This window comes from Salinimonas iocasae (assembly GCF_006228385.1).
Taxonomy (GTDB): Bacteria; Pseudomonadota; Gammaproteobacteria; order Enterobacterales; family Alteromonadaceae; genus Alteromonas; species Alteromonas iocasae.
The window spans coordinates 2,322,974-2,337,891 of the sequence record NZ_CP039852.1 but is presented as its reverse complement, the minus strand read 5'-3'; the positions used below and the strand labels follow the sequence as shown (position 1 = coordinate 2,337,891).

The window sequence follows — 14,918 nt, the reverse complement described above, 5'->3', positions numbered from 1 at the left end:
TTTTAACTAAATTAAGTTTAAGTTCTTTCGGGAAACGGCGAGCAGGATGCTCGCCGTTTTTCGTTTCCGCACCCCAAAAGCAATTACATCATCGCTTTTAGCATTTTTATCTCTTCTGACCACATCTTCTTCCCTCTGACAGTGTGTTTATTCTGCGCTATCACGATTTATTTTAATAATTGCCGGATTTATCAGCCCGTTAGGGTAGCGGTAGGTTTTATCACTCGTGTAAACTATAGGTTTTGAAGTTCAGACGCACTCTGGTAATAAGACAGAGCATCCCGTCAATCGCCATATTGAGGACATCATGGAACTTGAAGCGATTATCAGTCAGGCGCAAGGTCAGATTGACGCTGCCCAAGACGCAGCAACGCTCGATCAGGTTAGGGTCGAGTACATGGGTAAAAAAGGTAAGCTTACCGAACAGCTTAAAGGCCTGGGTAAGTTATCTGCAGAAGAGCGCCCGGCTGCGGGCCAGAAAATCAATCAGGCCAAGCAGGTTATTGCACAGGCTATTGCCGCTAAAGGCGATGCACTTCGCTCTGAGGAGATGAACCGCAAGCTGGCAGAGGAGGCGATTGACGTTACATTGCCCGGCCGTGTCGAACAACCCGGTACAATCCACCCTGTAAGTCGAACCATTGCTCGAATTGAATCGTTCTTTTCGCAGTTGGGTTTTGCCACTAAAACCGGACCGGAAATCGAAGACAGCTTTCATAACTTTGATGCGCTGAATATTCCTGCAAATCACCCGGCGCGCGCTGACCATGATACCTTCTACTTTAACCCGGATATCATGCTTCGCACACAAACCTCCGGCGTACAAATACGCACGATGGAAGTTGAGAAACCACCGCTTCGCATCATCTCGCCGGGTCGCGTTTACCGAAACGATTACGACCAGACCCATACGCCAATGTTCCACCAGGTAGAAGGCTTGATGGTAGATAAGAATGTGAGCTTTACCGAGCTTAAGGGTATTCTGCATGACTTTCTCCATCACTTTTTTGAAGAGTCGCTGGAGGTTCGTTTCAGACCGTCTTACTTCCCATTCACTGAACCTTCAGCAGAAGTTGATGTAATGGGTAAAAATGGTCAGTGGCTGGAAGTACTGGGCTGTGGAATGGTACACCCTAATGTTCTCAAAGCCGTGAATATTGACCCGGAAGAATATACCGGCTTTGCCTTTGGGATGGGGGTTGAGCGCCTGACAATGTTGCGTTATGGCGTAACAGACCTGCGGTCATTTTTTGAAAATGATCTTCGATTCCTTAAACAGTTCAACTAAGGCAGGGCAGAGTAGTTTATGAAATTTAGTGAAAATTGGCTGAGAGAGTGGGTAAACCCACAGTTGTCTTCCCATGCGCTGTCTGAACAGTTGAGCATGGCAGGTCTGGAAGTGGATGACGTTGCTGACGTCGCCGGTGAATTTACGGGCGTTGTTGTCGGCGAGGTGGTTGAATGTGGCCAGCACCCGAATGCAGATAAGTTGCGCGTGACAAAAATTAGCGTCGACGGCGACGAGCTGCTTGATATCGTGTGCGGTGCGCCGAATTGCCGCCAGGGCATCAAGGTCGCCGTGGCCGTTGTTGGTGCGGTATTACCGGGTAACTTTAAAATTAAAAAGGCCAAACTTCGTGGCGAGCCGTCTTTTGGCATGCTGTGCAGTTTTTCAGAGCTGGGCATCAGTGATGACCACGACGGCATTATCGAGTTACCTCAGGATGCGCCCGTAGGCAAAGACTTACGCGAGTATCTGAATCTGGACGATAAAAGCCTCGATGTTGACTTAACACCAAACCGGGCGGATTGCCTGGGCCTGCGCGGAATCGCGCGCGAAGTGGGCGTATTGAATAATCTTGATGTGACCGAGCCGGTTATTGAGCCTGTACCTGCCAGCATTGACGATAAAGTGTCTATACACTTGGATGACCCACAAGCGTGTCCACGCTATCTGGGCCGGATAATCAAAGATGTTGATGTGACCGCTTCGTCACCTTTATGGCTGACTGAAAAGCTACGCCGTAGTGGCATTCGTAGTATCGACCCCATCGTTGATGTCACAAACTATGTATTGCTGGAGTTAGGTCAGCCGCTACACGCGTTTGATTTGAACCGTATTGAAGGCGATATTCATGTTCGTCTTGCTACCGACGGTGAAACGTTAACATTGCTGGATGAGACCACGCCGACATTAAACACTGATACGCTGTTAATCGCCGATGAGAAAAAAGCGCTGGCAATGGCAGGTATCTTTGGCGGGCTTGAATCCGGTGTTAATACAAATACGCAGCACATTCTGCTTGAAAGTGCCTTTTTTGCGCCAGATGCTATTACTGGCCGGGCGCGCCAGTACGGCTTGCATACCGATGCCTCACATCGCTATGAGCGGGGTGTAGATCCACAGTTACAGCGTGATGCTATGGAAAGAGCCACATCGCTTATCACTGCGATATGTGGTGGTTCGCCGGGCCCGGTTGCTGAAGCGGTCAGCGATGCACATTTACCACAGGCACGTACTGTGGTGTTGCGCCAGTCTCGCCTGGAGCGAGTGCTGGGTGTTCAGATAGACACTGCTACAGTAACCGAGATGCTGACTCGTTTAGGGCTTATTGTTACGCAACTTGATAATGAATGGCAGGCTGAAGTACCCAGCTATCGGTTCGATATTGCCATCGAAGAAGATCTTATTGAAGAGGTCGCACGGGTATATGGTTACAACAATATTCCCAATGTTGCACCTACAGCCAGCTTGTCGATGCTGCCGGCATCTGAAGGTAAGATCGCGCCAGATGTGTTCAAATCCATGCTGACAACAAGGGGCTATTCAGAGGCGATTACTTACTCCTTTGTTGACCCTAAGATTCAGGATGCGTTGTTTCCGGATGTGAAAGGTATGGTTTTACCACACCCTATTGCATCAGATATGTCTGTGATGCGCGTGAGCGTATGGCCAGGATTGTTGCAGGCGGCAGCCTATAACCAGAAACGCCAGCAAGCGCGGGTTCGTTTCTTTGAAACAGGACTGCGTTTTATTCCTGAGGAAGGAGAGACCGCAGGCGTTTCCCAACAGTCAGTGTTAGGCGGTCTGTTACTGGGACGTCGCGAGGCGGAAAGCTGGCAAAGCGGCGATGATGCGGTTGACTTTTTTGATGCCAAAGGCGATGTCGAAGCACTGCTTGCATTAACTGGCAGGCAGGCCGAAATCACGTTTGACGCGGCAGAGCATTCTGCACTGCACCCCGGAATGACAGCTCGTATCTTATTGGGTAATGAAATAATTGGCTGGGTAGGCGCATTGCATCCTCAATTTGCCAAGTTGGTGGGTATAAATGGCCGACCATTTTTATTCGAACTTAACCTTAACATGTTGTCTAACAGGCAATTACCTGCGGCAAAAGCGATCTCAAAGTACCCTGCAAACCGTAGAGATATAGCGATAACGGTGAAAGATGAAGTTTCTGTGGGAGCCATTCTTTCTCATGTAGAAAAAATTGGCGTAAATCAACTAGTTGGCCTAAACTTGTTCGACGTATACAAAGGCAAGGGAATAGCGCCCGGTTCTAAAAGTCTGGCTCTGTCCCTTATTTTGCAAAATCCGGAGAAGACTCTGGAAGAAGCAGAGATTCAGGCAGCGGTAGATACCGTGGTAAAAGAGCTAGAGACCGAGTTCGGGGCAGCGTTAAGAGAGTAAACTATGGCATTGACCAAAGCCGAAATGGCTGAACACTTATTCGAAAAACTGGGTATCAATAAAAAAGACGCTAAGGATTTAGTGGAGGCTTTTTTCGAGGAAATCAAAGGAGCGCTTGAATCTGGTGAACAAGTGAAGTTGTCCGGTTTTGGTAATTTTGACTTGCGGGATAAAAACGAACGGCCGGGAAGAAACCCGAAAACGGGTGAGGATATCCCGATAAAAGCCCGCCGAGTCGTGACATTCCGCCCGGGTCAAAAACTTAAAAGTCGGGTCGAAAACTCTAAGCCGCCAGCTGAATAATAGCTGTTGATTTGAATAAAAAGCGGGTAACGATGTTACCCGCTTTTTTTGTGTTTCTTTACTAACAGAAGTGAACAGGCTAGGGTAAGCCGTTTTCAAAGACAGACGGGATTGTTCGCATTCAGAGGTAGTTATGAATAAAGCAGTTATTGCTCTGGCCGTTATCGCCATTGGCGTTGTCGGATATTTTATATGGCTTTCCGATGAATCAGCCAGTGAAAAGCCGGTTCCGGTCATAACAGTGATGGATATTCTCACAGCCAGTGATCTGGCCGGTGGGGTGAAGCAGGCCGTTGTTAATGATGATTCTGACTTGGTTAATGATTGGCTGGATAAGGGCTACGAAGTGGGTGAGCAGGCTGGTTTGAGCAAAAAAGATTTAGCCTATCTTGAGTCTGATCAGGCCCGTGAATATGTGATATTTAATGCAAAACGCGATTTATTTAATGAAGCGTTCGAAAAGCGTTATCAGCAGCTTGAGCCCATTGATGATCTCAAAGCTGAATACCCAGAAGCTAAAAGCATGTTTGCCAAAGCGGATGCAATTATTAAAAAACGTGATGATATTATAGAAAAGATAGCGCTTACCCTGGCCGAGGGCCAAGAGGTTACCGCACAGCACCGCGAGGCTGCTAAAAAACTGTGGCAGGAGCGTTATAAGTCTCGCCAGGGTAAACAGAATAGCCTTAGCGATAACGTTGAATAGACTCAGCCACTTTGCTCATCATAGGGCGTTCAAATCGGTGACGCGTTTTTACACTTATTGCAGCAAAATACCCGCGACGAGCTAGTTCGCCTTAACGTTAGTATTAGTTTCGCAGAGCACCCTGCCGGTGTGTTTGTCCTCGCCGTTCGCACTATCAACCTTATTCTTTATAAGTGTCAATGTAGCTTTAAGTGCATCATGACTCTCGCATTTAACATGGGGAAGCACGCCCCAGTCCTGCCAGTTGTCCTGTGTGGCAGGATGCCTGAACTCCGCATGAGCAAGCACAATATTTAAATGTGGGCTAAGCGCGACAGTTTTGGTCATATAGCCCAATCCCATTGTTGGCATCCCCACAAGGGTTGCTCTATCCATGTGTTTCATCGTGTAGGCAACAAGCTCCCACGGGCCAGCTATAAACGGTGAGGTGATAATATACACCGGAAGCTCTGCATCAAATGGATTGTCAGCAGTTTTTTCTGTCACTAAGCTCGTATGTTTATTTCCGGCAAACCTTACCTCAGAAATCGTATTGCCCGGCACAATAAAATAGTTGAGAACATGCTGTGAAAGTGTCAGGGACATCGATCCGGCATGGCGTAAATCAATAATCAGCGCTTTCGATCTACTAAGCTTACTGATGGCCTGGTTCCATTCCGCCTGCCAGCCATTGGAAAGCATATCACCCTCAACGGCAATATAGCCGATGTCATTATCAAAAATCTGCCTCTGGAGGCTTCCGGGATAAGGCTCAGGTTTTTTTTCCGCAATACCGGTCATGCCGGCGCGCCAATGAATTTCAAAGTTAGTATCGCCACTTGCCTCAATAAGCATAGCTTCCACTTTTCGTTTGAACCGGCCGAAGGTAAAGCTGTTTTCAAACTCACCCTCACTGATTGCACGCTGGATTTTACGTGAAATTCTGGTGCGGTGCTTATCGCTGAGGTATTGACTGTCGATTGTTCGTACCAGTGTCTGAAGAGCGGTCTCTACTTCCTGTGTGCTCAAAGGCTGGTCGTCCACGCTGGCATGTAAAGGAAGGCAGAACAGCGCTATACAGGCAGAAAGAATAATGGCGACGATATTGTTTTTCATGAGCTTTCCTTGCAGGTTATGCGCTTAATATTTGTTCTCAGGCATATATTTCAAGGAGTGAGGGGAAGGGAGTATTAAGAAAATTAAAATCCAGACCTGATTTCAGATACAAAAAAGCCGGGCTAAGCCCGGCTTTTTTTAAAATCACTTTTCAAGCGTCTTATGCAACAGTAACGTTGCTCGCCTGAGGACCTTTCTGGCCTTGTTCAACTTCAAAAGTCACTGTCTGACCTTCGTTAAGTGTTTTGAAACCATCAGAAACGATTGAACGGAAATGAACGAAAACGTCCTTGCCGCCATTTTCTGGAGTGATGAAACCAAAACCTTTATCTTCGTTGAACCACTTAACTGTACCAGTTTCTTGAGCTGACATAATCATCGCCTTTTTTAAATAAGTTTGAAAAAATAATTTGGTGCAATAGATAGAACTTAGCTAATAGCGCATATGTAAATCTAAAGCCGACTTTAAAAAAGGGAATAGAGAAAAAACAGTGCAGTAGTAGTAAAGTGCTTTAATATCTAAAGCCCGTGCAGAGTATAGAGAATCGCAGGGGCTGTCCAGCATTATTTTCAAATTATTTATCTATATGGTGAAAATACATCGTCTGCCTGGAGGTTGCGGTATGACTATGAGATACCAAAAGCTCACGCTTCATCAGGTGCAGGCGTGCAATACAAGTCATAAAGCGTTTGTATGACAGCTTTAACTTCTTTGCTGGCCAGCGAATAATAAATTGTCTGTGCATCCCGGCGGGTGCTCACCAGGCCTTCTTTTCGCAACACACCCAGTTGTTGTGACAAGCTGGACTGCGGGATCTGAATCACCTCGTTAAGTTGTGTTACCGAACGCTCTCCGTCGTTCAGCAAGCACAACAACATCAGACGATGTTTGTTTGCCATCGCCCGAAGTAATTCAGCGGCAAAACCTGCATTTTCTGCCATTTCCTGTGGATTCATAAAATCAGTATGACCTTTTGGCGCGTTTAACCCCAATCATACCAATCAATAGCGCTGTGATGAACACGAATATTTCTACCGAGCCCTGAGTGAGGTTGGCGATACCAGGTCCAGGGCAGATACCGCTAAGCCCCCAGCCAACACCAAACATAATTGCTCCGCCCAGTAGTGGGGCATCCAGTTTTTTCTTATCCGGCAAATGACAGGGTTCATTAAACAGGGTACGTCCGGCAGGTCGGATAAAAAATTGATAGACCGGCAGGTAAACTGTCAATGCACCACCCATGACAAAAGCAAGGGTGGGATCCCAGTCACCAAAAACATCCAGGAACGCCAGTACTCGCAGCGGATCCACCATGGTGGACACCGTCAGGCCTGCACCGAACAATAATCCTGCTATTAAAGCGGTTAAAATCTGTTTCATGGTGGTGTCCTTTAAAAAACGTAGCGAACCAGCGAGACAGTCACAATCGCACTGCCCATAAACAGTAGTGTGGCAATCAGCGAGCGAAAGGATAATCGTGACAGCCCGCATATCCCGTGTCCGCTCGTACAGCCGGAACCCAGCCGAGTGCCGGCCCCCACCAGGATGCCGGCTGCGGTAAGTGTCAGTAAGCTGCCGGGAATTCTGTCAGGTAGCTCATAACCCAGGGTTGCGGTGATGAGCGGTGCCACAATAAGGCCGGCAAGAAATGCCCAGCGCCAGCCTCCCTCCTGGACCTTTGTTGTAAATGCTGACGCCGTAATGCCTGATATGCCTGCTATTCGTCCGTTGAACAGCATGAGTACAAGCGCCCCGGCACCAATAAGCATGCCGCCCAGAAATGCCTGCACGAAAAGGTCAGTTTGCATTTGCGTTCTCCTTCGTGGTTAGAGGGATTTTTATATAGCGTGTACCGTTTGCTTCGGGAGCTGGCAACTGCGCACCCCACAAATTCACCTGGAGGGAAGGGTACAACAATTTCGGTACTGCCAGAGAGCTATCACGCTTTGTGCGTACTGCTATAAAGTCACTTTCGTTCATATTATCATTAACATGGATATTAGAACGGCGACTTTCCGCTACTGTGGTGTGCAGGCTTGCCTTTCTGTGTGAAGGCGGGTAGTCGTGACATACCCAGATGGTCGTGTTGTCATCCAAACAGTGAATGCGCGAAATACTGTTGTAAAGCTGCGCCGCATCACCGCCCGGGAAATCGCAGCGGGCCGTGCCGACATCAGGCATAAATAGCGTATCACCAACAAAAATATTATCTTCAATTAAATAGCTGGTGCTGTCAGAAGTATGGCCGGGCGTAGCGATAACGTTAATGGCTACATCTCCGAGCGTGAGTGTGTCACCTTCTCCAACCAGCACGTCATAAAGGGTGGAAAGGTCAGCCACAACCGGCTTATTAAAGCGTTGTGAAAAACGGGCCTGAACCTCACCTATACCTTTGCTTATTACCGTTTTAGCGCCGGACTTAGCCTTCAGGTAAGCCGCCGCACTCAAGTGATCGGCGTGGGCATGGGTATCGCAAACGTATTTCAGCTGAAGGTTTTCAGTGTCTACGTACGAGAGCTGCTCATCAGCAAGCCGGGTGCCCACTGTGCCCGCTGCACTATCAAAATGTAGTACCGGATCAATAACCGCAGCCTGCCTTGTCAGTACATCATGAACCACGTACGTGCCCGTCCCGGTGGCTTTGTCATAAAACGCTTTGATGTGAATTGTCATAAGGAAACCTTGCAAACTGTTTACTTTAAATTGTATATTTACAATATACGAAATAAAGAGTGTGGTTTGCAAGTGTGATTGTCATTTTAACAATGCTAAGTGGAATAATAATTGGCCTAAGCTTGGGTATCCTTGGGGCCGGCGGAGCGATTCTTACCGTACCCGTGCTGGTATTTTTTGTCGGACTGGACGAAAAGACCGCTATTGCACACTCACTGGTGGTGGTGGGCGTCATTGCGTTTACCGGTACGCTGCTAAATCTGCGTCGCCGTGGCAGCATTCCTGACAGCAAAACCTTATTGCTATTTGCTGTATCCAGTGCACCAGCGGCGGCAGCAGGCGCGATGGTCGGCGCGGTTATCTCTGCCAAGTGGCAAATAGGGATTCTGGTATTGCTGATGATCATCGCCGCTACCCGAATGCTGCGGGCGTCTCCAGAGCACAGTGCTGGCGCAGCCAGCGCAATGAAACTTCTTCTGGTAGGGGCCGGTACGGGAGCCATAACTGGTCTTGTGGGCGTCGGGGGAGGCTTTCTTATTGTGCCTGCTCTGGTGCTATTTGCCAGCCTGCCGATGGTGCGGGCGACCGCAACAAGTCTGGTATTGATTGTACTGAACACTCTGGTTGCTGCGGTCACGTTGATTGCTACTGATAACGCTCCGCAATGGCACAGCATGGTGTTACTGACATTATGTGGCTTTGGCATCGCAGGCGTGATCGCCGGTCAGTTTATCGCAGGCAGGTTACCGGCACAGCGAATACGTCACCTGTTTGCATGGTGTTTGATATTTATCGCTGCATTTTTTGTCATCAGAACGTTTCTCGGACCAGGTCAGGAGTTACTATGAAATCATTTCAGCAGTACGTCAGCGACATCGTAAAGGATGTAAAAGAAGTCGATGTCACAGCGCTCTCACAGGCACTTCACTCCCCCTGTTTAGTGATTGACATCAGAGAGCCGGGTGAATGGGAGCAGGGCGTCATACCGTCAGCTGTATGCTGTCCCCGGGGGATTCTTGAAAGTAAAATAGTCGGATTGCTTGATAACTGCAGTGAACGAAAAATGGCAATGCCGGTGTTTTTGTATTGCCGTTCAGGTGCGAGGTCTGTTCTTGCTGCACAGTCACTGCAGAATATGGGCGTTAACCGCTGTTATTCTGTAAAAGGAGGCTACCAGGCCTGGCAGGAGGCCGGGCTACCGGTGGCTGAGCTTAAAGATGTAACTATTTGCTGATAGCGGCATACACGCCGTTTGTCAGTGTCAACAAATCTGTGGGAGAAAGGCTGATATCTACGCCACGTTTGCCTGCGCTGACATAAAGTGCGCTTAACGACTCAGCCTGCTCGTCGATTACCGTAAACAGACGCTGTCGCTGAGCCAGCGGACTGACAGCACCGGGCAGATAGCCGGTAAGCCGGCTGATAGCGTCACGATCGGCCATCGCCGCTTTTTTGGCATCGCATACTGAGGCTAACTTCTTTGTATCAAGCATCGCTGAAACCGGCACCAGTGCAACCGCCAGTCTGTCGTCCGACAGTCGGGTAAGAAGTGTCTTAAATACCTGTTGAGGCGGGACATTCAATTTGCTGGCTGCTTCCTCACCGTAAGAGCTCGACGAAGGGTCGTGGCCGAACTCGTGTACGGTAAACGGTATTTTCTTTCGCTGTAACAATTCTATCGCGGGTGTCATCAGAGCGCCGGTTTCAAAGTAAGTGAGTAAATTGTATCACCGGGAAGCAGAGGGGTATCCTCACCGGTCGCGTAATCATCGAAGCCCGTCTGATAAAAAGGTGAAAGGGGATGGCCGGACTGGCCACCTGGAAGCGTGAGAATAGCCTTATCAAGATTACCCGGGCGGACAAAAAAGCGTTGCGATGCGCCAAATGCCGGGCCCTGAACGGCGGGCATAAAGGTATCGCCAAAACCCTTAACCACAGGCATATTAAGGTGCTTTCCTAAGACAGGTACAGTACCGGCAAACGGATGCGTAACCTGAAGTGCGTTAACACTTCCCCAGTTAAGGTCTTTAATCGTACTGTCGGGACCAGCGTCTGCGAGCAAGTCTTCCACACTCTTATCAAACGCCTGACGTTTTAATGCCTGCCAGTTCGGAACATTAGCAGGCAGCCAGTCAGAAGGTTGCTCTTCAAGCAGCCGCCAGATAGCTGGCTCGACCTGGCGAAGGAGTCCGTTTGGCTTGTACCCGCTGGTTTCAAGTCTGGTGAATACCGGCGATAAAAGTATATTGATCAGCTGGCTTCTGAAATGTTTTACCAGCGTGTAGCCTGCTGAGGAGGCGCAGGCGCATCCCTGCCAGTTTTCTAATGCTGCAAGCGCCTGCGTATAATCATCGTCAGCCTGCTCAAGCGTCGTTACTAACAGGTTATGCCAGCGTTCTAAAAACAACGCTTCATTGTCCAGTTGGATCGCGTAAAAGTCCTGTTCGTTAAATTCATCCTTAGCCATCAGGCGCTGCTTTATCTGCTGATTTCTGGCACCCAGCGCATAGCCACCATCACCAAAGCGTTGTAATTCCTGAGCAGAGATAACTCTGGCATTGGCGGTCCAGATTCGCGGGTATTCAGGTGACTGATAAACGGGAAGCTGCGACGCATTTTGTGACCAGTTTTGATCATATTGCGCTACAGGAATTGCAAAGCGTGTTGGCGAATTCCGTGAGGTGACAGCACCGGCCGGCGTCCAGGCGATATTGCCGGATGAATCGGCAATCACCATACTTTGTACAGGAATACGAATATTGCCTGCAACGTTAACAGCTTTGCTGACCGTATCAGCCTCATCCAGGTTGATAATATTCAAATTGACAGCGTAAGGCTGGTGAGCGACCCACTTCAGCGCATAGCGCTGACCATCCACCTCTTTAACCGGGCCAAACTCGCTCATGGTAATGTTATAGGAATAACTATCCTCAGGAAGTGCGATATCTTCAATAACCTGCCAGGTTTCGTCGTTATCATCCAGCGCAATCCAATCAACATTATCCAGATTTGCGTTGGTAAAGCCCCAGGCTATTTTGCCATTCGTGCCCACTACGACGCCTGGCAGGCCAGGTAGGGTAACGCCGGTTAGCTGTATCTGATCGCCTGTGCTTGCAGAGGGGTAATTTAATTGCGCCCTGTACCAGATTATCGGCACACGCAAGCCCAGATGCATATCATTAGCAACCATCGCGCTTTGAGAGTTCGTCAGCGCGCCGCTGACAGCCCAGTTATTACTGCCGATATCAGGCGGTGCGGTACCTTCCCACAATGCTGTAAACGAGGAATCCGGGCTGGGAATATCGCCCTTATAACGGGGAAGCGTGCTGCCATCCAATGCCGCCTGATATTGGGAAGGGGCGTTTAAAAAATCGAGCATTGGCTGGCCAAAATAGCGAGTAAGCCCGGTTCTGGCTAAATCAAGATTTACCTGCCCAAGTTGTAAATCCATATACATGCTGTATACCACTAACAAGCTGTCTTCGGGCGTCCATGGTTTCGGTGTTGAAAATGTCAGCCAGTATTCAAAAGGTCTTGAACCCATATTCTCCAGGGCAAAATTAACCCCCTGGGAATAACGCTGGAGCAACTGACGCTGCGTAGCGGGCAGCGCTGCCAGAATATCTCGCGCGCGCTGGCGAAACTGATGAAACCGTGCTTGCTTATCAATTTCAAGGGCGCGTTCTCCAACCCATTGGGATAACTCACCCGCGGCAGCCCGGCGTTGTAAATCCATCTGAAAAAAACGATCCTGACCATGCGCAACACCCAGTGCATATGCCGCATCCTGTCTGGAACCTGCCTGGATGATTGCCTGGCCAAGTGCGTCTCTGGCTAATTCAGCCTCTGTCTGAAGACCGGGGGCACGTATCTCACCCTCCAGCGCTGGCAGACTCTGGTTGAAGGTAAAAAAAGCCGCACCGGCGGCCAGCAGCAATAAAATCAACAGGCTGATAAATAACCATTTCATCCAATTTAGCACGTGAGTTACTCCTTGTTTTTCTCTATCCTATCGGGTATCACGCGCTAATTGAAGAATAAACCAGCAGGAGTCTAGATGGGGCCGTTAATGCTCGACTGTGCAACCTATGAGTTAAGCGCAGAAGAATGGGAGATTTTGCAGCACCCCCTGGTCGGGGGCGTTATTTTATTTAGTCGCAACTACCACGATAAACTTCAGGTTCAGGCCCTGACGCAAGAGATTCAACGAGCGGCCGGCCGGCGTCTGATTATTGGTGTCGATCATGAAGGTGGCCGGGTTCAGCGCTTTCGAGAGCAATTTACCGCTATTCCCGCTATGGGCAAAATTGCACAGGTGGCCAGTAGCGATGCCGACCAGGAAGCGCTGGCATCAGCCTGCGGACATGTGCTTGCCTGGGAGCTTAAACAGGTTGGTATTGATCTCAGTTTCGGGCCGGTACTGGATGTAAACCGTCAGTCTGAAGTGATAGGAGATCGAGGCTTTTCCGACGCGCCGGAGGAGGTTATCAGATTAGCCCGCCCCCTGATTCAGGCTATGCAGCAACAGGGCATGCCTGCTACCGCCAAACATTTTCCGGGACACGGCAGCGTTGCGCCTGACTCTCATGTGGCGCTGCCGGTGGATGAGCGTGATCCTGATGAAATAAACGCTGTGGATATGCAGCCTTTTCGCGCGCTTATCGCCGATATTGATGCGATGATGCCGGCTCATGTTATCTATTCACAGGCAGACGATAAACCCGCCGGCTTTTCGTCTTTCTGGTTGCAAACCATGCTGCGCCAGTCGTTGCAGTTTGACGGGGTGATATTCTCTGACGATTTATCCATGCATGGTGCCAGTGTCGCCGGGAATTATACAGAGCGTGCAGAAGCAGCGTTAACTGCCGGGTGCGATATGGTATTGGCGTGCAATAATGCGGCCGGTGCGATTCATATCCTGGACAATTTAACCGGCTTTGATGCGCCGAACTCGCGTCTGGAAGCAATGCTTGCCCGCCGCCCGGCCGCGGATGCAAATAATCATTATCAACACGCCAAAAAATTATTAGCACGCTATGACCAAAAATTATAAATGGATTGGGCTGAGTGCACTTGGCAGTGCAGCCGTGTGGATGTACCTGGCAGCAACAGGACTAACCGATGAACAGGCTGTTACCGGTGGACTGACAGTGTTGGTGGCGATGCTGTGGATCACTGAGGCGCTACCTATAGGGCTTACAGCGCTTATACCGTTTGTTGCCTTTCCCATGGCCGGTGTAATGACCTATAACCAGGCCGCCAGTGCGCTGGGCAGTCATGTGATCCTGTTGTTGATGGGGGCATTTATGCTGTCCAAGTCGCTGGAAAAGTCGGGCGTTCACCGGCGTCTGGCGGTTTATATGATTCAGCTTACCGGCGCAGGTAGTGCACGACGTCTGGTTATTGCCTTTATGCTCACATCGGCGCTGCTTAGTATGTGGATCTCAAACACAGCCACCGCGTTGATGCTGCTACCTATAGCTATGGCAATTATCAACTCAATGCAGTCGCCCCGTCTTGCTACTGCACTACTGCTTGGCGTAGCTTACGCCGCCAGTGTAGGCGGTATTGGTACGCCGATCGGCACGCCACCCAATATCATATTTATGAGCGTGTATACCCAAACCACCGGTGAGCAAATCAGTTTTTTAAACTGGATGAGCACTGCGATCCCCATCGTTCTGGCGGGTATCCCGGTAATGGCATTATGGCTGACCCGAAATGTCGGTCCGATGCCCGCTATAGATTTACCTAAGGCGGGACCCTGGAGGACTGCTGAACGCCGGGTACTGATTGCCTTCGGCACTATTGCGATGGCGTGGATTTTCCGGCCTTACTGGACCCAGTGGCTGGGCATGCCCAACATTGGTGACAGCACTATTGCCATAGCAGGTGTCATTCTCATGTGTTTAATTCCTGATGGCGAAAAAGAAAAGCCGGGCCAGATTCTGGACTGGGATACGGCGACCGGTATTCCGTGGGGACTGCTGCTGGTATACGCGGGCGGTATCTGTCTTGCCGGTGCGTTTACCGAATCTGGTCTGAGCCGGCTGCTGGGCGAGGCGTTCAGCGGTGTAGGTATTTATCCGATTCTTGGCGTATTGCTGGTACTGTGTCTGGTGGTCAGTTTTGTCACCGAGGTTACTTCAAATACCGCCACAGCCACACTGCTTATGCCTATTCTGGCCGGGGCTGCGATCGCTATCGATGTTGACCCTCTGATACTGATGATGCCAGCCGCTATCAGCGCCAGTTGTGCATTTATGATGCCTGTGGCTACGCCTACCAATACCATTGTTTACAGCAGTGGTGAGCTCACCGTTAAGCAAATGGCTCGCGAAGGGGCAGTATTAAACGTGGTAATGGCATTTGTCATCACGGCAGGTATTGCCGTGACACGACTATGGTAAGGCGTAGCTAAATTGCTGTGCTAAAAGGCGTGGCGC

16 protein-coding genes are annotated in these 14,918 nt (G+C 49.6%); 8 read left to right on the top strand and 8 right to left on the bottom strand.

What is annotated here, in order from left to right; genetic code table 11:
- The first annotated feature begins 307 nt into the window (after positions 1 to 307).
- The 4 genes from pheS (at position 308) to FBQ74_RS10270 (ending at position 4,703) form a co-directional block, all read left to right on the top strand.
- Positions 308 to 1,288, top strand: a complete 981-nt coding sequence (gene pheS / locus FBQ74_RS10285; RefSeq protein ID WP_139756594.1) for a phenylalanine--tRNA ligase subunit alpha — start codon at positions 308 to 310, stop codon at positions 1,286 to 1,288.
- 18 nt (positions 1,289 to 1,306) lie between these two features.
- The gene (pheT, locus tag FBQ74_RS10280) at positions 1,307 to 3,694 is read left to right on the top strand and encodes a phenylalanine--tRNA ligase subunit beta (protein WP_139756593.1); all 2,388 of its coding nucleotides are present in this window, start codon (positions 1,307 to 1,309) and stop codon (positions 3,692 to 3,694) included.
- A 3-nt stretch (positions 3,695 to 3,697) separates the two neighbouring features.
- Positions 3,698 to 3,997, top strand: coding sequence for an integration host factor subunit alpha (gene ihfA, locus FBQ74_RS10275; RefSeq protein ID WP_139756592.1), 300 nt, complete (start codon positions 3,698 to 3,700; stop codon positions 3,995 to 3,997).
- Positions 3,998 to 4,130: 133 nt separating this feature from the next.
- Positions 4,131 to 4,703, top strand: a complete 573-nt coding sequence (locus FBQ74_RS10270) for a hypothetical protein (protein ID WP_139756591.1) — start codon at positions 4,131 to 4,133, stop codon at positions 4,701 to 4,703.
- An 81-nt stretch (positions 4,704 to 4,784) separates the two neighbouring features.
- Here FBQ74_RS10270 and FBQ74_RS10265 read toward each other — a convergent pair whose 3' ends face one another.
- The 6 genes from FBQ74_RS10265 to FBQ74_RS10240 form a co-directional block, all read right to left on the bottom strand.
- Entirely contained in the window at positions 4,785 to 5,798 is a 1,014-nt protein-coding gene (locus tag FBQ74_RS10265) for a S41 family peptidase (protein WP_139756590.1), read from the bottom strand.
- 160 nt (positions 5,799 to 5,958) lie between these two features.
- On the bottom strand, positions 5,959 to 6,171 hold the full coding sequence (gene cspE, locus FBQ74_RS10260; RefSeq protein ID WP_139756589.1) for a transcription antiterminator/RNA stability regulator CspE: 213 nt from the start codon (positions 6,169 to 6,171) through the stop codon (positions 5,959 to 5,961).
- Between the two features lie 272 nt (positions 6,172 to 6,443).
- Positions 6,444 to 6,755, bottom strand: a complete 312-nt coding sequence (locus FBQ74_RS10255) for an ArsR/SmtB family transcription factor (protein WP_139756588.1) — start codon at positions 6,753 to 6,755, stop codon at positions 6,444 to 6,446.
- Between the two features lie 4 nt (positions 6,756 to 6,759).
- Positions 6,760 to 7,179: a YeeE/YedE family protein gene (locus FBQ74_RS10250; RefSeq protein WP_139756587.1), complete on the bottom strand. Its 420-nt coding sequence runs from the start codon at positions 7,177 to 7,179 to the stop codon at positions 6,760 to 6,762.
- A gap of 11 nt (positions 7,180 to 7,190) precedes the next feature.
- Positions 7,191 to 7,607: a YeeE/YedE family protein gene (locus FBQ74_RS10245; RefSeq protein WP_139756586.1), complete on the bottom strand. Its 417-nt coding sequence runs from the start codon at positions 7,605 to 7,607 to the stop codon at positions 7,191 to 7,193.
- A complete protein-coding gene (locus FBQ74_RS10240; RefSeq protein WP_139756585.1) occupies positions 7,597 to 8,472 on the bottom strand; it encodes an MBL fold metallo-hydrolase in 876 nt (291 codons plus the stop codon). The genes FBQ74_RS10245 and FBQ74_RS10240 overlap by 11 nt, the downstream gene beginning before the upstream one ends.
- Positions 8,473 to 8,546: 74 nt before the next feature.
- Between FBQ74_RS10240 and FBQ74_RS10235 the strand changes: the two genes are divergently transcribed.
- Entirely contained in the window at positions 8,547 to 9,320 is a 774-nt protein-coding gene (locus tag FBQ74_RS10235) for a sulfite exporter TauE/SafE family protein (protein WP_139756584.1), read from the top strand.
- Entirely contained in the window at positions 9,317 to 9,706 is a 390-nt protein-coding gene (locus FBQ74_RS10230; protein WP_139756583.1) for a rhodanese-like domain-containing protein, read from the top strand. Before FBQ74_RS10235 ends, FBQ74_RS10230 begins: the two co-directional genes overlap by 4 nt.
- On the opposite strand, the gene ybaK is transcribed toward FBQ74_RS10230, so the two are convergent.
- Both ybaK and FBQ74_RS10220 read right to left on the bottom strand, forming a co-directional pair.
- A complete protein-coding gene (ybaK, locus tag FBQ74_RS10225) occupies positions 9,696 to 10,163 on the bottom strand; it encodes a Cys-tRNA(Pro) deacylase (RefSeq protein WP_139756582.1) in 468 nt (155 codons plus the stop codon). The two genes, FBQ74_RS10230 and ybaK, sit on opposite strands and share 11 nt — an antisense overlap.
- Positions 10,163 to 12,454, bottom strand: coding sequence for a penicillin acylase family protein (locus FBQ74_RS10220; RefSeq protein ID WP_139756581.1), 2,292 nt, complete (start codon positions 12,452 to 12,454; stop codon positions 10,163 to 10,165). The genes ybaK and FBQ74_RS10220 overlap by 1 nt, the downstream gene beginning before the upstream one ends.
- A 75-nt stretch (positions 12,455 to 12,529) precedes the next feature.
- Here FBQ74_RS10220 and nagZ point away from each other — a divergent pair, with 75 nt between their 5' ends.
- Together nagZ and FBQ74_RS10210 are read left to right on the top strand one after the other, a co-directional pair.
- On the top strand, positions 12,530 to 13,525 hold the full coding sequence (gene nagZ / locus FBQ74_RS10215; RefSeq protein ID WP_139756580.1) for a beta-N-acetylhexosaminidase: 996 nt from the start codon (positions 12,530 to 12,532) through the stop codon (positions 13,523 to 13,525).
- Positions 13,509 to 14,882, top strand: a complete 1,374-nt coding sequence (locus FBQ74_RS10210; RefSeq protein WP_139756579.1) for an SLC13 family permease — start codon at positions 13,509 to 13,511, stop codon at positions 14,880 to 14,882. The genes nagZ and FBQ74_RS10210 overlap by 17 nt, the downstream gene beginning before the upstream one ends.
- Positions 14,883 to 14,918: the final 36 nt, after the last annotated feature.